Below are 20,266 nucleotides of genomic sequence, written 5' to 3' on the forward strand. Positions count from 1 at the left end.
GGCAGGTCAGGCGTGGGTTGTGGGGAGCGCGGCGCGCATGGCCGCGGTCGGCGCCGACCGGCCCGTCATCAGCTCCACCTGCCGCTCGGCCTGGGCCAGCAGCATCTCCAAGCCGGAGACGGTGGTGCCGCCTGCGCGTTCCCACACCGCAGCCAACACCGTCGGCCACGGCGAGTACACGACGTCCAGCAGCCACCCCGCGGCCGCTGGAACCGCGCCTGCCAAGGCGTCGGCCACCCCGGCGGGCACCGTGGACAGCACCAGCGGGACGTTCAGCCACGTCGTCTCGTCGAATGCATGGACGTGCAGGACCACTCCCAGCGCCTCGGCCGTCGCCCGGGCTGCAACTGCCGCCTGCGGCCGGCGAGCCAGCAGGTGGACCTCCGCCGCCCCCAGCGAGTGCAGCGCCGCCACTGCCGAACGCGCAGTCGCCCCCGCCCCCAGCACCGTCCCGGCGAATCCCGGCGTCTGCGCCAGGCCGGCTCGCCGCAGGGCGATCACCATCCCGTCGACGTCGGTGTTGAACACCTGCCGCTGCGGCAGCAGCAGAGTGTTGGCCGATGTGGTCGCCCGAGCGGTGGGGTCGACCTGGCGGGCGAGTTCCAGGACCGCCTCCTTCAGCGGCATCGTCAGAGACAGGCCCACCCAGGACTCGTCAAGGCCTTCGACGAACGCCGGCAAGTCGTCGATGTCGACCTCGATCCGGTGGTAATGCCACTCCAGGCCCAGCGCCTGGTACGCGGCACGGTGCAGGGCCGGTGAGAGGCTGTGGGAGATCGGCGAGCCGAGGACGGCGGCATTGCGCGTCATGACTGCTTGGCCACGTAGTCCTCGAACTCCTTCTTGAACACGAGGAACTCGTCGTAGTCCGCGGTGAACTTGGTCTCACCGGTGTCGGGGTTCACGGACACGAAGTACAGCCAGTCACCGTCATCCGGCTGGAGCGCCGCCTGCATAGCAGCCTCCCCCGGCTGGTTGATCGGCGTGGGCGGCAGACCCTTGTTGCGGTAGGTGTTGTACGGCGATGCGGTCCGGATCTGCTGCCTGGACAGGTTGATCTCCGAGGACTTCAGCGCGTAGTTGACCGTCGCGTCCAACTGCAGGGGCATCCCCGCTGCCAGCCGGTTGTAGATCACGCGGGAGACCTTGCCGTAGTCATCCGGATGGCCTTCGGCCTGTACGAGGCTGGCGATGATCATGACCTCGTAGGGGGAGTACCCCGTGCGCTTGGCACGCGGGACGAGTTGCAGGGTCTCAGCAGCCTCGTTGAACCGCGTGATCATGGCCTCGATCATGGTCCGGGCGCTGGCGCCGGGTGGGAACTGGTACGTGGCCGGGAACAAGAACCCCTCGGCATTGCCCTTGGCGAACTTCGGCAGGCCCAGTTGCGCGGCGTCCTGGATCGCTGCGTTGAAGCGCGCAGCGGGGATGTCGGAAGCCCTGGTGAGCCGCTTGACCACCTGGTCCTCGCGCAGGCCCTCGGGGACGACGACCCTGGTGACGACCTGATTGGCCGGGTCCAGCATGGCCTCCAGCGCGGCCTGCGCGCTCATCCGCTCGGTCAGCCGGTAGTAGCCCGGGCCGATCGTCTGGGAACGGTCGTCGGCGGCAGCCGCATCGATGAAGGACCGGGCGCTGGCCACCACGCCCTCATCCTTGAGCGTGTCGCCGATGTCGGAAAGGGTCTGGCCCTCCTGCACATGCACGATGACCTCGCGGCCGGTGCCGGCCCCGTCGTAGTTCCGGCCGGTCCCGGGCAGGATCTCCTGGCGCAGCACCAGGACCCCGATGGCCGCGATGACGGCCAGGAACACCAGGATGGCAAGCACGAGGACACCCCGACCCTTCTTGTCAGGGTCCGACCCCCGTGGAGGTTCCACCTCCATGTTCAAGCCGAGCTCGCTCATGCGTTTCCGTTCGCCAGCACCCCCGGGGCAGCCCCAGTGGCACGTTCCGTGTCCAGAGCAGTCTGCAACATGATGGCAGCGGCTGCCTGATCAACGACATCACGGCCTTTGCGGGCCGACCGGCCGGCCTCGCGGAACTGGGCGTACGCGGTGGTGGTGGTGAACCGCTCATCGACCAGTCGCACCGGTGTCTGCGGGCAGGCCTCGCGGATCCGATCCACCACGTCGCGCACCCGCTGCGCCGCGGCATGTTCGCGGCCGTCCAGCGACAAGGGGAGGCCGACCAGGATCTCGATCGGCTGGTATTCGGCCACCAGCGTGGCCAACTGCGCAACCCAATCCCTGCGCCCGTCGAGGGTCGCCTCCGGGACGGCCAGCATCCCCGTGGCATCACTGCGGGCGACACCCACACGCACCGAGCCGACATCGACCGCCAGCCGGACCCCTGGTCGCATCAGCCCAATCCGCGAACGAAGGCCTCCGCGGCTGCGAACGCCGCGGGGATGCCTGTCGGGTCGGAGCCCCCGCCCTGCGCAGCGTCCCGCTTACCCCCGCCGCGACCCTCCACCGACGGCAGCGCAGAACTCAGCAGGTCGTTGGCGAACAGGCCGGCGTCCTGACCCGCAGCATTGACCGCGGCGATGAGGGAGACCCGGCCGTCGGCGACCGCCGCCGCCACGACGGCCGCGGGATGCGTGGTCCGGCGGACACCCGCCAGCGCGATCTCGCGCAACTGCTTGCCGTCGGTGCCATCGGGCACCTGCAAGGTCCACAACCGGAAGGCGCCGACCGGCGAACCCTCACCCAGGATGGTGTCGAGGTTGGCCATCATCGCCTGCTGCTTCAGGCGGGCGAGTTCGCGTTCGGCGTTCTTCAACTTGTCGACGGTCGCGCCCACCCGTTCGACCAGATCCTCGCGGGGGCTCTTGAGCATCGTGCTGAGGGCCGAGACGAGCAGGTGCTCGCGGGCCAGGTAGTGGTAGGCGTCGGACCCGACCAGGGCCTCGACCCGCCGCACGCCTGATCCGATCGAACCCTCGGAGATGAAGGAGACCACCCCGAGCTGACCGCTGCGATGGGCGTGGGTGCCACCGCACAGTTCGTGCGCCCAGTCCCCGACCGACACCACCCGCACGGTGTGGCCGTACTTCTCCCCGAACAGCGCCATCGCCCCGAGGTCCCGTGCCTGCGCTTGGCTCATGTACCGCGCGGTGACAGTCATGTCCTCGAGCAGCAGCGCGTTCACTCGCGCCTCGGCGTCGCGAAGGACACTGTCGGGCACGGCCTTCGGGTAGGGGAAGTCGAACCGCAGCCGACCGGGGGCGTTCTCCGAACCCATCTGGGTAGCGGTCTCCCCGAGCATCTCCCGGAACGTCTTGTGGATCATGTGGGTCGCGGTGTGCGCCCGCGAGATCGCCCGCCGGCGTTCCACGTCCACCACGCCCATCGCCTCGGCACCGACCGCAGCCTCGCCGTCGAGGACCCGGGCGCGGTGAACCCACAGACCGGGCACCGGGGTCTGCACGTCGTCGACGTGCAGCGTCGTGCCATCGCCGAGACGGATGAGCCCGTGGTCACCGAGCTGCCCGCCGGCCTCGGCGTAGAAGGGGCTGCGGTCCAGGACCACCTCGACGACGTCGCCGGCGCGCAGAGGCGACCGACTCCCCGTCGCGCAGCAGACCGCGCACCGGCTTCGGACTCCCACTGGTCGTACCCGGTGAACTCGGTCTGACCCGCCGCCTCCATCACCTCGCGGTAGGCGGTCAGTGGCGTGACCCCCGCCTTGCGTGCCACCGAGTCCGCCTTGGCCCGCTGCCGCTGCTGGCCCATCAGTTCGGCGAAGCCATCCCGATCCACTTCCAGCCCCTGGTCGGCGGCAAGTTCGAGCGTCAAGTCGATGGGAAAGCCGTAGGTGTCGTGCAGGGCGAACGCGTCTGCACCGGACAGCACCGCCGCGCCACTGGACTTCGTCCTGGCCACAGCGGTGTCGAAGACCGTCGTGCCCGACCGCAGGGTCTGCCGGAAGGCCTCCTCCTCTGACACCGCGATCGTCTCGATACGCCCGGCGTCGGTGAGCAGCCCCGGGTACTGCGGGGACATCGCGGCGATGACGCTGCCGACGAGGGTTGACATCGCCGGCTCGTGGGCCCCCAGCAGTCGCATGTTGAAAACCACCCGCCGCAACAACCGGCGCAGGACGTACCCACGCCCTTCGTTGCCGGGCAGGACACCATCGGCGATGAGGAATGCACAAGTGCGCGCGTGGTCGGCGACGACCCGCAGCGCCACATCGTCGTCATGATCGCGGCCGTAGCGGCGGCCCGTGATCTCGACGGCGGTGTCGATGGTGGCGCGGGTGGTGTCGATCTCGTAGATGTTGTCGACCCCCTGCAGGATGGCCGCCATCCGTTCCAGGCCGAGGCCGGTATCGATGTTCTTGGCGGGCAACTCCCCCGCGATGTCGAAGTCCACCTTGGAGCGCACCGCGCTCAGCTCGAACTGCATGAACACGAGGTTCCACACCTCGAGGTAGCGGTCCTCATCGGCGACCGGTCCCCCGGCGACGCCGTAGGCCGGACCGCGGTCGTAGTAGATCTCCGAGCACGGACCGCCCGGCCCGGGCACGCCCATGTGCCAGTAGTTGTCCTTCAGCCCGCGGCGCTGGATCCGATCGGCTGGCAGGCCCACCTCCTGCTGCCAGATGCCGGCCGCCTCTTCGTCGTCGTCGAAGACGGTGACCCACAACTTCTCCTCGGGGAAGCCGTATCCACCCTCGGCCTCGGACCTGGTGAGCAAGTCCCACGCGAAGGGGATGGCGCCTTCCTTGAAGTAGTCGCCGAAGGAGAAGTTGCCGCACATCTGGAAGAACGACGCGTGCCGGGTGGTCTTGCCGACCTCGTCGATGTCGAGGGTCCGCACCACCTTCTGCACACTGGTGGCCCGCTTGTAGGGAGCTACCGCCTCGCCGAGGAAGTACGGCTTGAACGGCACCATGCCGGCGTTCACGAACAGCAGCGTGGGGTCGTTGAGCAGCAGTGAGGCACTGGGCACCACGGTGTGGCCCCGCTCCTCGAAGAACGAGAGGAACCGACGTCGGATCTCGGCAGACTCCATGGGGTCAGCCTAGTTGCCGGGCGACGCCTGCTCCCTGCGGGCAGCGGGCGCCCGCCGGATGTCGACGACCTCGGCCGTCTGCTCGTCGGCGGACAACGCCGCGAGGTACCGCGCAGACGCTGCGACGTTGGTCGCGGTGCGGGCGACCTTCGACAGGTTCTCGCGGAACGACCGCTGCCGGACGTCCTGCACGGTCTGCGTGGTCTTGCGGTAGGCCACGATGCCGCCGGCGGCACCGACCCCGATCCAGAAGAGTCGACTCACCCGGTCAGTGTACGCAGGCCCCTCCCGGGTGCTGGGTATTCGGCCGGAGTCGTGGGCGCGGCGCACCCTTGACGTTCCCGCCCGGCGTCACAGCTCCTCACCGTCGAACGCCGCTCGCAGGCGCTCCATCGCGGCGGCAGCCCTGGCCTCGGCGCCGCGGTCGGTCGGCCGGTAATAGCGGCGGTTCACGATCGGTTCGGCCACGTAGCGCACCGGGACGAAGCCACCCTCGTCGTGCGGGTAGCGGTACCCCTGCCGGCCCCGGTGGCCCTTGAGGATTTCAGGCTGCCGTCACGCAGCATGGCCGGCACGGGGCTGATGCGCCCTGATTCGACGTCGGCGAGGGCCTCGTTGATGGCTATGTAGGCAGCGTTGCTCTTGGGGCTGAGGCACAGGTGGATGACGACATGGCCCAACGTGATCCGCGCTTCGGGCAGGCCGATGAGTTGTACCGCCTGCAGGCCCGCGATCGCCAGCGGCAGGGCCGTGGGATCGGCTAGACCGATGTCCTCGCTGGCCAGGATGACCAGTCGGCGAGCGATGAAACGCGGGTCCTCGCCGCTGGCCACCAGCCGGGCCAGGTAGTGCAGCGCGGCGTCGACGTCACTGCCGCGCACACTCTTGATGAGCGCGCTCGTCACGTCGTAGTGCAGGTCGCCGTTGCGGTCGTAGCGGTTGGCGACCTGCGGGATGATCGCGCGTACGACCTCGGACGTCACCTCCGGCCCCGGGCCGGCGGCTGCCTCGAGTGCGGTCAGTGCGCGACGGGCGTCCCCACCGGCGAAACGCACGATGAGTTCACGGGCGTCATCGGTCACCGTGACGCCCGGCAGGCCGTCCGGGTGTGTCAGGGCGCGGTCCACGACGGCAGCGACCTCATCATCGGTCAGCGCCTGCAGGACCAGCAGCATCGAACGCGACAGCAGGGGGCTGACCAGGCTCATGCTGGGGTTCTCCGTGGTGGCGGCGATCAGCGTGATCCAGCCGTGCTCCACGGCCGGCAGCAGGACGTCCTGCTGCGTCTTGGAGAACCGGTGGACCTCGTCGATGAACAGGATCGTCCGCTCCCCGCGGGCCCGTCCGACCTCCCGGGCGTCCTCGATCGCGGCGCGCACCTCCTTGACCCCGGCGCTGACCGCTGCCAGCGCCACGAACCGCCGCCCTGACACCTCCGCGGCCAGCCGTGCCAAGGTCGTCTTCCCGGTCCCGGGCGGACCCCACAGGATCACCGACGTCGCAGCATCCGGGTCGCTGAGCAGGGCGCGCAGCGGTGACGCCGGGCCCAGCAGGTGCGACTGGCCGATCACCTCGTCCACGGCCGTCGGCCGCACGCGCGCGGCCAGTGGCTGCGCGGGGGCGTTGGCGTCGAACAGGTCGGCCACTACTGCGCGGCGTCCTCGGGCACGAAGTCGATCCCGGCTTCCGCGCGCTGCTCGGCGGTGATGGGTGCCGGCGCGCCGGTCAGCGGATCCTGCCCGCCACCGGTCTTCGGAAAGGCGATGACGTCCCGCAGTGAGGTGGCGCCGGCCAGCAGCATGCAGATCCGGTCCCAGCCGTACGCGATCCCGCCATGCGGCGGCGGCCCGTACTTGAAGGCCTCCAGCAAGAATCCGAACTTCTCCTCGGCCTCCTGCTCGCCGATGCCGAGCACCTGGAACGCGCGCCGCTGCACGTCCTGCTGGTGGATACGGATCGACCCGCCCCCGATCTCGTTGCCGTTGCACACCAGGTCGTAGGCCCACGCCAGTGCCGGACCCGGATCGGTGTCGAAGGTCGCCAACGACTCGGCGTTGGGCGAGGTGAAGGGGTGGTGCACCGCCGTCCAGGCCGTCGTGCCGTCGTCGAGATCCACCTCCTCGAACAGGGGCGCGTCCACGATCCACACGAAGGACCATGCGGACTCGTCGATGAGGCCGAGCCGCCGGGCGATCTCGTCGCGGGTGGCTGCGAGTAGACCGCGGGCTTCCGTGGGCTTGCCTGCGGCGAAGAAGATGCAGTCGCCGGGGTCGGCCCTGACCGCCGTGACCAGGCCGTCGCGTTCGGCATCGGAGAGGTTCTTGGCGACCGGCCCGCCCAGCGTGCCGTCCTCGGCCACCGTCACGTATGCCAGCCCTTTCGCGCCGCGCTGCTTGGCCCATTCCTGCCACGCGTCGAAGGCCCGGCGGGCCTGGGAACCGCCGCCGGGCATCACAATCGCCCCCACATACGGCGCCTGGAACACCCGGAACGGGGTCTGCGCGAAGTAGTCGGTCAGTTCGGTGAGTTCGAGGCCGAACCGCAGGTCGGGCTTGTCGGACCCGTAGCGGCGCATCGCCTCGGCGTAGGTCATGTGCGGGATCTCGCCGATCTCGTATCCGAGCACCCCCTCCCACAACGCCCGCACGACCGCCTCGCCGACGTCGATGACGTCCTGCTGCTCCACGAAGGACATCTCGATGTCGAGCTGGGTGAACTCCGGCTGCCGGTCGGCCCGGAAGTCCTCGTCGCGGTAGCAGCGGGCGATCTGGAAGTACTTCTCCAGTCCGGCGACCATCAGCAACTGCTTGAACAACTGCGGAGATTGCGGCAGTGCGTACCAGTGACCCGGCTGCAGGCGCACCGGCACCAGGAAGTCGCGGGCACCTTCGGGCGTGGAGCGCGTGAGGGTCGGCGTCTCCACCTCCACGAAGTCCTGCGCGAGCAGCACGTCGCGCGCGATCTGGTTGACCTTCGAGCGCATGCGCAGCGCGGTGGCCTGCGAGGAGCGCCGCAGGTCCAGGTACCGGTGGCGCAGGCGGGTGTCCTCCCCGACCTCGACGTGCTCGTCGATCGGGAACGGTAGCGGCGCCGCCGCGGACAGCACCTCGACACCGTCGGCCATCACCTCCACCGCACCGGTAGGCAGGTCGGGGTTCTCGTTGCCCTCGGGGCGCACCCGGACCGTCCCCGTGACGCGGATGCAGTACTCGGCACGCAGGCCGTGCGCGGCCTCGTCGTGCACGACCACCTGCACGACACCTGAGGCGTCCCGCAGGTCCAGGAACGCCACCCCGCCGTGGTCGCGGCGCCGCGCAACCCAACCGGCAAGGGTCACCGCACGGTCGGCGTCACCGGCGCGCAGGCTTCCGGCGGGGGTTCGGTTCACGTCATTCTCCTGTCATTACCTGGCCGACGACGTCGTCGAGGCCGATGCTGTGCTGAGTGCCGCTGTCCAGGTCCTTCATCTGGACCTGGCCGCTGGCCAGTTCTTTGTCCCCCACGATGATCGCCCAGCGGGCACCCGACCGGTCTGCGGATTTCATGGCGCCCTTCAACCCGCGGCTGCCGTAGGCCATGTCCACGCGCACACCGTCGGCGCGCAGCCGTCCGGCCAGCGTGGATGCTGCGTCGCGGGCAGCCTCTCCCAGTGGCACGAGGAAGACCTCCACAACCCGTCCCGCGCCGGGGTTGATCCCTTCGGCACGGCAGGCGAGCAGGGTCCGGTCGGTGCCCAGGCCGAACCCGATGCCTGTCATGTCCGGGCCGCCCAGGGATGCCATCAGCCCGTCATACCGCCCGCCGCCGCCGATCCCCGACTGGGCGCCCAGCGCGGGGTGGTCGAACTCGAAGGTGGTGCGGGTGGAGTATTCCAGACCGCGCACCAGCCGCGGGTTCACAACGAACCGCACCCCAGTGCGGTCAGGGCGCGCTGCACATGGGTGAAGTGCTCCCGGCAGTCGTCGCACAGGTGATCCAGCGGCAACGGCGCCTCGGCCAGCAGGGCCTGAATGTGCGGGCGCTTGTCGTCGAGCACGCGCAGCGGGTTCAGCGCCGCGCGCTCGGCGGTGGCATCGTCCAGCGGCAGTGTGGCGAGGAACTTCTTGAGCACCTTTCGGTAGGCGGGCCGGCACGTCCGGCATCCGATCGAGGACAGGTCCAGCCGATAGCCGCGCAGCCCGAGCCGGCGGTAGCCCTCGTCGGCGATCGCGATCACCTCGGCGTCCAGCAGTGGGTCGTCGACCCCGATCGCCTCGACACCCACCTGCTGCAACTGCCGGTAGCGACCCTGCTGGGGGCGTTCAGCCCGGAAGAACGGCCCGGCGTACCACAGCTTCACCGGCAGCGAGCCGCGGTGCAGGTTGTGCTCGAGGACCGAACGCATGACCCCGGCCGTGCCTTCCGGCCGCAGTGACAAGGATCGGTCGCCGCGGTCGGTGAACGTGTACATCTCCTTGCTCACCACGTCGGTGCTCTCCCCGACGCCACGCACGAACACCGCCGTGTCCTCGAAGACCGGCAGTTCGATGTAGCCGTATCCCGCGAGTTCAGCGGCCCGGCCCAGAGTGTTGCGCACCGCCAGGAAGTCCGCGGAATCCGGCGGCAGGTACTCGGGGACCCCGCGCGGGGCCTGCAGACCGCTCACAGCCCCCTCCCCGGAGGGGCGTCGAGGTGTTCCTCGCGCGCCTGCCCGAGGAACGGGTTCGTCCGCAGTTCCTGGCCGATGGTGGTCTGCGGGCCGTGTCCGGGCAGCACCACCATCTCCTCGGGCTGCCCGAGGACCACGTCGGCCAGTGACCGCATCATCGCCGCGGTGTCCCCGCCGGGCAGGTCGGTGCGCCCGATGGACCCGGCGAACAGCAGGTCACCGGAGTACATGATCGGAGGGATGTCCGCTTGGGCGTCGGTGAGGAACACCGTCGACCCCGGCGTGTGCCCGGGGCTGTGGCGCACACCGAATCTGAGACCGGCCAGTTCCACCTGCGTGCCGTCCTGCAGGGTCCGCACGTCGTCGGGCTCGGCGAACTCCAGGCGCCCCCCGGTCATCTGCTCGAACATCAGCCGGGTGTCCCCGGAGATCCCGGCCATCGGGTCGGCCAGCAGGTGCCGGTCGGCGGGATGGATGTAGGCGGGGATGTCGCGGGCCTCGCACACCGGGGTCACCGACCACATGTGGTCCAGGTGCCCGTGCGTGACCAGCACCGCGACGGGCTGCAGACGGTTCTCCCGCACCACCTCGTCGACGCCGGCCATGGCGTCCTTGCCCGGATCGATCACGACACATTCACTGCCGGCACCCGTGGCGACGACGAAGCAGTTCGTCCCCCACGGTCCGGCCGGGAATCCTGCGATCAGCACACACACCAGCCTATCCGTGACGTCCGGCCCGGCCCTTTCCCGGCGGCACGTAGACTCCCTCTAGCCACCCTGCACTCGGGTGCGCGGGTCCGGGAGGGAGGCAACATGTCGAACGACAAGCGACGCAAGCAGTTGGCGCACGCCAAGGCGGAACGCCAGGCACAACGTCGCGCGGAAGCTGCCCGCCGGGCGCGCCGTAACCGGCTGATCGGGATCGGGGCCGCCGGCCTGGTAGTGGTCGGCGGGATCGCGTGGGCCGCCTGGCCGGACTCCTCCCAGCAGGCAGGCGCCGAGGCCGAGCCGGAGGCGTCACCGTCCACCTCGGACACCGCCAGCCCCACCCCCGGTCCGGTGGCGACCCCCGCCGGTGTGACGTGCACCGACCCCGGGCAGCCACGCCCTGAGACCCGGACGTGGAAGAAGCCCGCCGACATGGACCTCACGGGGACCCCGAACTGGGTACTGAACACCAACTGCGGACGCATCACCATCGCGCTCGACGCCTCAGCCGCCCCCAAGAACGTCAACGCCCTGGCCTTCCTCACCGATCAGGGGTACTACGCCGGCAACTTCTGTCACCGGCTCACCACTGCGGGCATCTTCGTCCTGCAGTGCGGCAGCCCCGGGGCGGACGGCAGCGGCGACGTGGGCTTCACCGTGCCGGACGAGAACCTGCCCGCCGGGGAGCAGGGAACCTACCCGGCCGGGTCTGTGGCCATGGCGAACCGGGGGCCCGACACCGCCAGCAGCCAGTTCTTCATTGTGTACAAGAAGACGAGCCTGCCCCCCAACTACTCGATCGTCGGCACCGTGACCAAGGGCCTGGACGTCGTGAAGTACGTTGCAGCCGCCGGGGTCGAGGCGGGATCATCGGATGCATCGGACGGACCGCCGGCACAGCCCATTGTCATCAAGACAGCCGCGATCGAGAGCTAGGGACATCATGACCGAGCAGACACCCACCCCCGGCCCCGCGCCGGCTGAGCACTTCGGCCGCGTCGGTGAGGACGGCACGGTGTACCTGCGACTGCCCGACGGCACCGAGCGCGAGGTCGGCCAGTACGCGGCGGGCACCCCGGAAGAGGCACTGCACTACTACGCGGCCAGGTACAACGACCTCTCCCAGTCATTGGAACTGACCGCCACCCGCCTGGCCGACAACAAGTGCTCCCCGCGCGACGCGCAGGCCGTGGCCGGGAAGGCCCGGCACGCACTGGAGGAACCTGCCTTCGTCGGCGACATCGCGTTGCTGATGGCGCGCATCGGTCAGCTGGAGGTACTGGCGAACATCCGCCAGCAGATCCTCGAAGAGGAGCGCAAACAGGCCCGCGAGCAGGCCCAGCAGGCCCGCGAGGCGATCGTCACCGAGGCCGAGCAACTGAGCACCTCGACGTCGTGGAAGCAGACCGGTGAGCGGTTCCGCGAACTGGTGGAGCAGTGGAAGGCCCTGCCCAAACCGTCCGTCGAGCAGCGCACGGACACCGATGCCCTCTGGGAGCGGTTCCGCACGGCCCGGCGCACGTTCGACAAGGCCCGCAAGGTGCACCGCGATGAGCAGGACCGCCGGCGAGCGGCCGCGATCGCGGCGAAGACCGACTTGGCAGAGAAGGCGGAGGCGCTGGCCGATTCCACGGATTGGCCGACCACCGCCGCGGCGTTCCGCGATCTCATGGAGCAATGGAAGAAGGCCGGGTTCGCCGGCAAGAAGGACGACGACGCGCTGTGGCAGCGGTTCCGCGGCGCCCAGGAGACGTTCTTCAGCGCTCGCAAGGAGACCTTCAACACCCGCGACAACGAACAGAAGCAGAACCTCGCGCGGAAGCGGGACCTTCTGACCCGTGCCGAGGCGCTGCTGCCGGTGACTGACGCCAAAGCCACGCGGCGCACGTTCCGGGAGATCCAGGGTCAATGGGCCGACATCGGCCACGTGCCCCGACCCGACAAGCCGAAACTGGACAAGCGCCTACGTGCTGTCGATGACGCGATCCGCGCTGCCGAGACGGCGGCGTGGCGGCGAACCAACCCGGAGATCCGCGACCGCGCGCAGGGGCTCGTCGACGCCTACCGGGCGTCGGTGACCAAGTTGGAGGCGGCTCTGGCCGCGGCACAGGAGAGCGGGGATACTGCCAAGATCGCCGACGCCGAGCACAGCCTCGCCCAGCAGCGCCTCATGCTCGAGTCGGCAGAGCAAAGTCTCTCCACGCTGTAGGGCGGCGCTAGACGCGTTTCGCGTCGAAGACCCCTTCGACGCTGCGCACGCCCTTGAGCACCGCTCCGAGATGGGCGGGGTCGGCCATCTCGAAGGTGAAGCGGGAGATCGCGATGCGGTCGCGGTTCGTGGTGGAACTGGCCGACAGGATGTTCACGTGGTGGTCGGACAACACCCGTGTCACATCGGACAGTAGGCGCGCGCGGTCGAGGGCCTCCACCTGGATGTTGACGAGGAACACCGACTCAGCGCTGGGACGCCAGTTGACCTCGACCAGCCGATCCTCCTGCTGGGCGAGTTCGGGGTAGTTCACGCAGTCCCGGCGGTGGACCGACACGCCGTTGCCGCGCGTGACGAACCCCACGATGTCGTCGCCGGGCACGGGCGTGCAGCACTTGCTCAACCGCACCCACACGTCGTCGGCACCGACCACGACGACGCCGGGGTCGCCGGTGGGTCCGGAGCGGATCGACGGTGGCGGGATCTCCTCCTCGGTGTCGTCAGCCGCGGCCTCGGTCCCGCCACGTCCGGCGATGAGGCGATCGACCACGACGGCCGCATCAACCCGGTTCTCGCCGATCGCAGCGTAGAGCGCGCTGACGTCGGACATCCGGTAGTACGCCGCGATGGCGAGCAGGTCGGGGGTGTTCAGCAGGCGCTGCATCGGTAGCGACCGCCGGCGCAGTTCGCGCAACAGCGAGTCCTTGCCGTGCTCGACGGCCTCCTCGCGGCGCTCGCGGGAGAACCACGCACGGATCTTGCTGCGCGCCCGTGGCGAGGCCACGAAGTTCAGCCAGTCGCGCGATGGGCCCTGTCCCTGCGTCTTGGACGTGAAGATCTCGACGGTGTCACCGTTGTCCAGCCTCGACTCCAGCGGCACGAGTTTGCCGTTCACCCGCGCACCGATGGTGCGGTGCCCCACTTCGGTGTGCACCGAGTAGGCGAAGTCCACGGGGGTGGCACCTGCGGGCAGGGAGATGACATCGCCCTTCGGCGTGAACACGAACAACTCCCCCGTGCCCAGTTCGTACCGCAGGCTGTCGAGGAACTCGTCGGGGTCCTCCGTCTCACGCTGCCACTCGAGCAGTTGCCGCAACCACGCGAACTCGTCGGGGCCGGCATCGGTCCCGCTGCGCCCCTGCTTGTACCGCCAGTGCGCCGCCACCCCGTACTCAGCCTGTTGGTGCATCTCCTGGGTCCGGATCTGCACCTCGACGGGCTTGCCCTCCGGTCCGATCACCGTGGTGTGCAGGGACCGATAGACCCCGTAGCGAGGGCTGGCGATGTAGTCCTTGAACCGGCCGGGTACCGGATTCCACTTCGCGTGCAGCAGACCGAGCACCCCGTAGCAGTCCGCCAAGGAATCCACCAGCACCCGCACGCCCACGAGGTCGTAGATGTCGGCGAAGTCGCGGCCCCGCACGATCATCTTCTGGTAGACGCTGTAGTAGTGCTTCGGCCGGCCGTTGACCTTCGCGCGGATGCGGTGGGCCTTCAGTTCGTCCTCGATCTCGGCGATGACCTGACCGAGGTACTCGTCGCGGGACGGCGCGCGCTGGCCCACCAGGCGCACGATCTCGTCGTACATCTTCGGGTACAAGGTGGCGAAGGCCAGGTCCTCGAGTTCCCACTTGATGGTGTTCATGCCCAGGCGGTGCGCCAGGGGCGCATAGATCTCGAGGGTCTCGCGCGCCTTCTTCTGCTGCTTCTTCTCCGGTAGCCACTGGATTGTGCGCATGTTGTGCAGACGGTCGGCGAGTTTGATCACCAGCACCCGGATGTCGCGGGCCATCGCCACGACCATCTTGCGGACGGTCTCCGCCGCCGATGCCTCGCCGTAGGTGACCTTGTCGAGTTTCGTGACGCCGTCGACCAGGCGGGCGACCTCGTCCCCGAAGTCCTCCTGCAGCCGGTCCAGCGAATAGCCGGTGTCCTCCACCGTGTCGTGCAGCAGGGCGGCCGCCAGCGTCGTGGGGGTCATGCCCAGTTCGGCGAGGATCGTGGCCACCGCCAGCGGGTGCGTGATGTAGGGCTCGCCGCTGCGCCGGTTCTGGTCCGCGTGCAGGTGTGCGGCCATCAGGTAGGCGCGTTCCACGACCTGCCGGTTGGCCCTGGGATGGAACTGGCGCAGCGTGCGCAGCAGCGGTTCCAGTTCGGGTACAGCGGTGCGGGAACTCCCGGTGAGCCGCGACAGCAACTGCCGGCGCCGGGGCACGTCCTGGACAAGGCTGGCCGCGGTCAGCACAGACTCGTCGTCTGCGTCCGACGTCTGGATCGTCTCCCGCGCCACGATGTCACCGCCTTGCCCTATAGCGCGAGTTTACGGGCTGGGCTCACAGTTGCCCAACGGCAGCAACCGTCGGTGTGGATGCCCGTGTCAGTGACGCCGCTTCGACCGGGTCTGTCGCCTGGGCTGCACGCGCGCGTTGGGATCCCGGTTCGCCCGGTGCGGACGATCCACCGAGGGCGCCATCTGGCCAGTGGCGGCGCTGACTCCGGCCCTGGATTCCTCCGCCCCGGTCGTCGCGGCCACCGTCGCCGAATCTCCCCGGGAGGCACGGCGCTTCTGGACCCGCGAGGAGAGCGCGCGCATCGCGGGCTCGCGCTCCTTGATCTGGCACAACACCGGCGTGGCGACGAAGATCGACGAATACGTTCCCACCGCGGTGCCGATGAACAGCACGAGCGCCAAGTCCTTCAAGGGACCGGCACCCAACAGGAACGCGCCGACGAAGAGGATCGAAGCCACCGGCAGCAGAGCCACGATGCTGGTGTTGATCGATCTGATGATCGTCTGGTTCAGCGCCAGGTTCGCCAGCTCGCTGTAGGTGTAGCGGCTCTGCCCGGTGACGCCGCGAGTGTTCTCCTTGACCTTGTCGAAGACCACCACCGTGTCGTACAGCGAGTAGCCCAGGATCGTCAGCAGTCCGATCACGGTGGCCGGGGTGACCTCAAAGCCGACCAGTGCGTAGATGCCGGTGGTGATGACGATGTCGTGCACCAGCGCCACCAGGGCCGCGACCGCCATCTGCCACTGGAAGTACACCGTCAGGAAGACGGCCAGCAGCGCGAGGAACACACCCAACGCCACCAATGCCGTACGGGTGATCTCACCACCCCAGGTCGGGCCGACGTCGCGACTGGAGATCTGATCGGTGGGCACGCCGCAGGTCTGCGCCAGCGCGTCCACCACCGCGCCGCCCTGCTCCTGCGGAACCGTCGGCGTCTGGGCGCGGATGTTGTCCGCTCCACCTCGGTCACTGCGACGACCTCGACCCCGGCACCGTCGATCGCCTCGCGGGCATCCTGGATGGTGCAGTTCGTGCTCGGCACGTAGAACTCCGCGCCACCCTTGAACTCGATGCCCAGGTTGAGGCCGCGGAACAGGATCCCGGCGATGGCCAACAGGACGAGGGCCGCGGAGATCATGTACCACATCTTCTTGCGGCCGACGATGTTGTACGAGACCTCACCGCGGTAGAGCTTGCCGCCGAGATCGCCGAAGCGGGACATCAGACCTCCACCTTGTCAGCGTGCTTGTCCGCATGGCGGGACGTCGTTTGCCCGGCGATGTGTTCGACACCCAGGCGCCGCGGGTCGAGCCCGGTGAGCGGGTGCCCACTGGTGAACCAACGGTTGCGTGCCAGCAGCGTCACCATCGGCCGGGTGAACAGGAAGGCGACCATGACGTCGATCAACGTGGTCAGCCCCAGCACGAACGCGAAGCCGCGCACCGCACCCACCGACAGGAAGTACAGGACGAGGGCCGCCAGCAGCGACACGAAGTCCGCGGCCAAGATGGTGCCCCGGGCGCGGTCCCAGCCGGCGTCACAGGCCGCCCGCAGACTGCGTCCTTCACGGATCTCGTCACGTATTCGTTCGAAGTACACGACGAAGGAGTCCGCCGTGATGCCGATCGCGACGATCGCACCGGCCACACCGGCCAGGGTGAGCGCCAGCCCCAGTTGCCTGCCCAGGATGACGAACACGAGGAAGGTGATGATCGCGGCCAGGATCAACGACACCACGGCCACCAGACCCAGCGCACGGTAGTAGAACATCAGGTAGAGGATCACCAGGGCGAGACCCAGCGCACCGGCGATCAGGCCGACCTTGAGGTAGTCCGACCCCAGCGTCGGGGTCACAGTTTCCACCGAGGCGATGTCCAGGGTCAGCGGCAGGGCCCCGAATTTCAGCACCTGGGCGAGGCTCTTGGCCTCCTCCGGGGTGAAGTTGCCACTGATCTGAGCGCGGCCGTCGTTGATGGGGTCCTGGAAGTACGGCGCGGAGACCACGAGCCCGTCCAGCACGATGCCGAACTGGTTCTGCGGTGCCGGCAGGCTCACCAGCCGGTTCGAGATCTCGGACAGCGAGTCGGCGCCTTCACCGTCGAACTCCAGGTTGACCACCCAGCCGGCACCGCCCTGCGCAAGTTCGGCGGTGGCGTTGGTGATCGAGGTGCCCTTGATGAAGGCGGGCTCCAGCAGGTACTTGGCCGTCCCCTCCCGGTCGCACGTGACGATCCACTTGTCCGGGTTGTCGGGCTTGCCGCCCTGCCGGCTGGCCTCACTAGTGCAGTCCAGGTTGAGCAGCGCGTCCTCCAGCGCGGGGTCGCTCTGGTTGTCGCCCTCGACCGGCGGGAGCAGCGCAGTGTCTGCCTGCTGGTCGGCACCGTCGGTCGCGCTCGGACTAGGCGAAGGGCTGGTGCTGGGGCTGGGTGTGGTCTCGGCCAGAGTGGCCTGGCCGTCGGCCGAGTTCTTGTTGGTGTTCTTCTTCTTGGTCTTCTTCTCCGGCGTCGTGTCCGCCGGCTGCAGTGTGTTGGGATCGATGACGCTGGGCTCCACCACAGTGGATACCGGACGGAAGTCGAGCAATGCGGTCTGGCTGAGCTGCTCGGCGATCTCGCGCTGGTTGACACCCGGCACCGAGACCACGATGGCCGCGTCGCCACCCGAGCCCTGGATCGCCACATCGGCCTCAGCCACGCCGAAGCCGTTCACGCGCTGACGGATGATCTCGACGGTCTGCTGCAACTGGTCGTTGGTGATCGGCGCGCTGCCCTCGGCCTGCTTGGGCACCAGGATCACCTGCGTGCCGCCCTGCAGGTCCAGGCCGAGACGCGGCGTGCTCTGCGTACCGGGCCAGAAAGCCCACACGGTCAGACCGATGATGATGACCAGAAGTACCAGCAGCGGGCGCCACGGACTCGGTCGTGCTGTCGCAGCCACGTCTTACCCTTCGTCGTTCAGCACGGTCGCCACTGCGGCGCGTGCGTACTTCAGAGACCACCCGTCGCTGACCTCGAGGCCCATGTTCTCCTCGTCCAACCAGGCCACCGTGCCGTAGATGCCCGCGGTGGTCATGATCCGGGCACCCTCATGGACCGCCTGCTGGGCCGCGAGAGCCTCCCGTTGCCGCTGGCGGATGGGCCGGATCGTGAAGATCCACACAGCGATGAGGAACACCACCGGCAGTGCAAGGATGAGCAATTCCACTGCCCGATCCTACCTATCCCGGCGCGACGTCCGGTGCGTCGGTCAGGGTGAGTTGACCATCGCCTCCCGGAACCGGCAATCCAAGCAGCCCGTAGGCCTTCCCCGTGGCGATGCGCCCGCGGGGGGTCCGGGCGAGGAATCCGGAGCGCAGCAGGAACGGTTCACAGACCGTCTCGACCGTCTCCGACTCCTCCCCGACAGCCACCGCCAGGGTCGACAGCCCGACCGGCCCTCCCCCGAAACTGTGCACCAGCGCTGCCAGCACGGCCCGGTCCAGGCGGTCCAGACCCCACGCATCCACCTCGAACAGCGCCAGTGCGGCCTGCGTGGCGGGCACGTCCACCGTGCCGTCGCCGTGGATCTGGGCGTAGTCACGCACCCGGCGCAACAAGCGGTTGGCGATCCGCGGGGTTCCACGCGAACGACCTGCGATCACGGCCAGGGCATCGGGCTTCGCGTGGATCCCCATCAGCCCGGCCGAACGCTCCACGATGCGTTGCAGATCCTTCGGGTCGTAGAAGTCCATGTGAGCGGTGAACCCGAACCGGTCGCGCAGCGGGCCGGGCAGCAGTCCGGAGCGCGTGGTGGCGCCGACCAGCGTGAACGCCGCCAAGTCCAACGGGATCGACGTGGCGCCCGGGCCCTTGCCCACCACCACGTCCACACGGAAGTCCTCCATGGCCATGTAGAGCATTTCCTCGGCCGGCCGGGACAGCCGGTGGATCTCGTCGATGAAGATCACATCCCCGGGCTGCAGGGCGGTGAGGATCGACGCCAGGTCCCCGCGTGGGTGATCGCCGGGCCGCTGGTCAGCCGCAATGCGCTGCCCAACTCGGCGGCGATGATCATGGCAAGCGTGGTCTTGCCCAGCCCCGGCGGACCACTGAGCAGGACGTGGTCGGCGACGTGCTCGCGCTGCTTCGCGGCGGAGAGGACCAGGCGCAATTGGTCCTTGACCCGCTCCTGCCCTATGAAGTCCCGCAGCGATGCCGGCCGCAGTGCGCCCTCCACGAGCCGCTCGGAATCGTCGGCACCGGTCGACACCAACGGATCGGTCATGGTGTCACCGCGGGAGTGTGGTCGAGCACCTGCAGCGCCAGCCGCAGAGCCTCGGGGACCGGCAGGTCGGCGGCATCGGGAAGAGCCGCGACCGTGGAGACCGCTTGCTGGGCCTGAACTGCCGACCACCCCAGACCGGTGAGTGCTCCGGTGACCTGCACCCGCCACGTGGTCTGCCCACCGGCGCTCACCGGGATCGCACTCGTGGGCACGCCGAGCTTGTCCTTGAGGTCCACGATGATGCGCTGGGCGGTCTTGCGCCCCAGCCCGGACACGGCCATCAGCGCGCCGACGTCCTCGGCCTCGATGGCAGCCCGGATCTGGTCCGCGGACAAGGTCGCGAGCATCGTCATGGCCAAACGTGGTCCGATACCGGACACCGTCTGCACCGTGTGGAACACCTCCCGCTCACCAGCACCGGCGAATCCGTACAGCGTGGGGCTGTCCTCGGGGACCACGAGCGCGGTGGTCAACAGGAATTCCTGCCCCACATCCGCGGACGCGGCGGTCCGAGGTGTGACGAGCACGGACAGGCCCACACCTCCGACGTCGACGACGAGTTCGTCGGTGCCGCGGTGCAGGACACGGCCGCGCACTGACGCGATCACACGCCCACCCCCGCGCGGGTCCGGGAGCGCCAGATGTGGCACACCGCCAGCGCCAGCGCATCGGTGACGTCGGCCGGTTTGGGTACCTCCCCCAGCCCGAGGATCCTGGCCACCATGAACGCGACCTGAGCCTTGTCGGCACGCCCCGAGCCGGTCACGGCCGCCTTGACCTCGGTCGGGGTGTGCTGATGGACGGGCAGTCCCAACTGGTTGGCGGCCAGCATGCAGACGGCGGCTGCTTGCGCGGTGCCCATTGCCGAGCGCACGTTGTGCTGGCTGAACACCCGCTCGACGACGAGAACCTCGGCTCCGCTGGTATGCAGGTGCTCGCGCACCGCGTCGAAGACCTGCTGCAGGCGGGCGGCATGCGCCTGGTCGGGATCGGTGCGCACCACTTCGGCCAGCAGCGCGCGAGTGCGGCCGTCCGGGCGCAACTCGACGACGGCGACACCACACCGGGTCAGCCCGGGGTCAACGGCCAATACGCGCACACGGCGGCCTTTCGCTCGTACAACT

Annotated in this window: 13 protein-coding genes and 5 pseudogenes; 2 read left to right on the plus strand and 16 right to left on the minus strand. The window is 69.0% G+C overall.

Going from position 1 to position 20,266, the window contains the following annotated elements:
• Positions 1–6: 6 nt before the first annotated feature.
• The 9 genes and pseudogenes from IPG68_11000 to IPG68_11040 form a co-directional block, all read right to left on the minus strand.
• The gene (locus IPG68_11000; GenBank protein ID MBK6763751.1) at positions 7–810 is read right to left on the minus strand and encodes a shikimate dehydrogenase; all 804 of its coding nucleotides are present in this window, start codon (positions 808–810) and stop codon (positions 7–9) included.
• The gene (gene mltG, locus IPG68_11005; protein ID MBK6763752.1) at positions 807–1,907 is read right to left on the minus strand and encodes an endolytic transglycosylase MltG; all 1,101 of its coding nucleotides are present in this window, start codon (positions 1,905–1,907) and stop codon (positions 807–809) included. Before mltG ends, IPG68_11000 begins: the two co-directional genes overlap by 4 nt.
• Positions 1,904–2,362 (minus strand): Holliday junction resolvase RuvX, encoded by a 459-nt coding sequence (ruvX, locus tag IPG68_11010; GenBank protein MBK6763753.1) that lies wholly within the window; start codon positions 2,360–2,362, stop codon positions 1,904–1,906. The genes mltG and ruvX overlap by 4 nt, the downstream gene beginning before the upstream one ends.
• Positions 2,362–5,021 (minus strand): annotated as a pseudogene (alaS, locus tag IPG68_11015) (alanine--tRNA ligase). Before alaS ends, ruvX begins: the two are co-directional and overlap by 1 nt.
• Positions 5,022–5,030: 9 nt before the next feature.
• Positions 5,031–5,285 (minus strand): hypothetical protein, encoded by a 255-nt coding sequence (locus tag IPG68_11020; protein ID MBK6763754.1) that lies wholly within the window; start codon positions 5,283–5,285, stop codon positions 5,031–5,033.
• A gap of 87 nt (positions 5,286–5,372) precedes the next feature.
• A pseudogene (locus IPG68_11025) lies at positions 5,373–6,667 on the minus strand (replication-associated recombination protein A).
• The gene (gene aspS, locus IPG68_11030; protein ID MBK6763755.1) at positions 6,667–8,409 is read right to left on the minus strand and encodes an aspartate--tRNA ligase; all 1,743 of its coding nucleotides are present in this window, start codon (positions 8,407–8,409) and stop codon (positions 6,667–6,669) included. The pseudogene IPG68_11025 and the gene aspS overlap by 1 nt, the downstream one beginning before the upstream one ends.
• Before the next feature lies 1 nt (position 8,410).
• Positions 8,411–9,666: pseudogene (locus tag IPG68_11035) on the minus strand (histidine--tRNA ligase).
• Positions 9,663–10,379, minus strand: coding sequence for an MBL fold metallo-hydrolase (locus IPG68_11040; GenBank protein ID MBK6763756.1), 717 nt, complete (start codon positions 10,377–10,379; stop codon positions 9,663–9,665). The pseudogene IPG68_11035 and the gene IPG68_11040 overlap by 4 nt, the downstream one beginning before the upstream one ends.
• A 105-nt stretch (positions 10,380–10,484) precedes the next feature.
• Between IPG68_11040 and IPG68_11045 the strand changes: the two genes are divergently transcribed.
• Both IPG68_11045 and IPG68_11050 read left to right on the plus strand, forming a co-directional pair.
• Complete coding sequence (locus IPG68_11045; protein ID MBK6763757.1) at positions 10,485–11,315, plus strand: peptidylprolyl isomerase; 831 nt, start codon at positions 10,485–10,487, stop codon at positions 11,313–11,315.
• A gap of 7 nt (positions 11,316–11,322) precedes the next feature.
• On the plus strand, positions 11,323–12,588 hold the full coding sequence (locus IPG68_11050; GenBank protein ID MBK6763758.1) for a DUF349 domain-containing protein: 1,266 nt from the start codon (positions 11,323–11,325) through the stop codon (positions 12,586–12,588).
• A gap of 7 nt (positions 12,589–12,595) precedes the next feature.
• Here IPG68_11050 and IPG68_11055 read toward each other — a convergent pair whose 3' ends face one another.
• The 7 genes and pseudogenes from IPG68_11055 to ruvC all read right to left on the minus strand — a co-directional run bounded on the left by IPG68_11055 (position 12,596) and on the right by ruvC (position 20,241).
• Complete coding sequence (locus IPG68_11055; protein ID MBK6763759.1) at positions 12,596–14,665, minus strand: bifunctional (p)ppGpp synthetase/guanosine-3',5'-bis(diphosphate) 3'-pyrophosphohydrolase; 2,070 nt, start codon at positions 14,663–14,665, stop codon at positions 12,596–12,598.
• A 300-nt stretch (positions 14,666–14,965) separates the two neighbouring features.
• Positions 14,966–16,101: pseudogene (secF, locus tag IPG68_11060) on the minus strand (protein translocase subunit SecF).
• Complete coding sequence (gene secD / locus IPG68_11065) at positions 16,101–17,816, minus strand: protein translocase subunit SecD (GenBank protein MBK6763760.1); 1,716 nt, start codon at positions 17,814–17,816, stop codon at positions 16,101–16,103. Before secD ends, secF begins: the two are co-directional and overlap by 1 nt.
• Before the next feature lie 3 nt (positions 17,817–17,819).
• A complete protein-coding gene (locus IPG68_11070) occupies positions 17,820–18,083 on the minus strand; it encodes a preprotein translocase subunit YajC (GenBank protein MBK6763761.1) in 264 nt (87 codons plus the stop codon).
• A 13-nt stretch (positions 18,084–18,096) separates the two neighbouring features.
• A pseudogene (ruvB, locus tag IPG68_11075) lies at positions 18,097–19,142 on the minus strand (Holliday junction branch migration DNA helicase RuvB).
• On the minus strand, positions 19,139–19,750 hold the full coding sequence (ruvA, locus tag IPG68_11080) for a Holliday junction branch migration protein RuvA (GenBank protein MBK6763762.1): 612 nt from the start codon (positions 19,748–19,750) through the stop codon (positions 19,139–19,141). Before ruvA ends, ruvB begins: the two are co-directional and overlap by 4 nt.
• Positions 19,747–20,241, minus strand: coding sequence for a crossover junction endodeoxyribonuclease RuvC (ruvC, locus tag IPG68_11085; protein ID MBK6763763.1), 495 nt, complete (start codon positions 20,239–20,241; stop codon positions 19,747–19,749). The genes ruvA and ruvC overlap by 4 nt, the downstream gene beginning before the upstream one ends.
• Between the last annotated feature and the right edge of the window lie 25 nt (positions 20,242–20,266).

The organism is Micrococcales bacterium, assembly GCA_016703125.1.
Lineage (GTDB): Bacteria > Actinomycetota > Actinomycetes > S36-B12 > UBA10799 > JADKAV01.

Excerpts from the sequence above, each read along its gene's own strand:
- mltG (MBK6763752.1), bottom strand. The coding sequence starts at position 1,907 with ATGAGCGAGCTCGGCTTGAACATGGAGGTGGAACCTCCACGGGGGTCG.
- IPG68_11045 (MBK6763757.1), top strand. The coding sequence starts at position 10,485 with ATGTCGAACGACAAGCGACGCAAGCAGTTGGCGCACGCCAAGGCGGAA.
- IPG68_11000 (MBK6763751.1), bottom strand. The coding sequence starts at position 810 with ATGACGCGCAATGCCGCCGTCCTCGGCTCGCCGATCTCCCACAGCCTC.
- ruvX (MBK6763753.1), bottom strand. The coding sequence starts at position 2,362 with ATGCGACCAGGGGTCCGGCTGGCGGTCGATGTCGGCTCGGTGCGTGTG.
- IPG68_11050 (MBK6763758.1), top strand. The coding sequence starts at position 11,323 with ATGACCGAGCAGACACCCACCCCCGGCCCCGCGCCGGCTGAGCACTTC.
- IPG68_11055 (MBK6763759.1), bottom strand. The coding sequence starts at position 14,665 with ATGGCCGCACACCTGCACGCGGACCAGAACCGGCGCAGCGGCGAGCCC.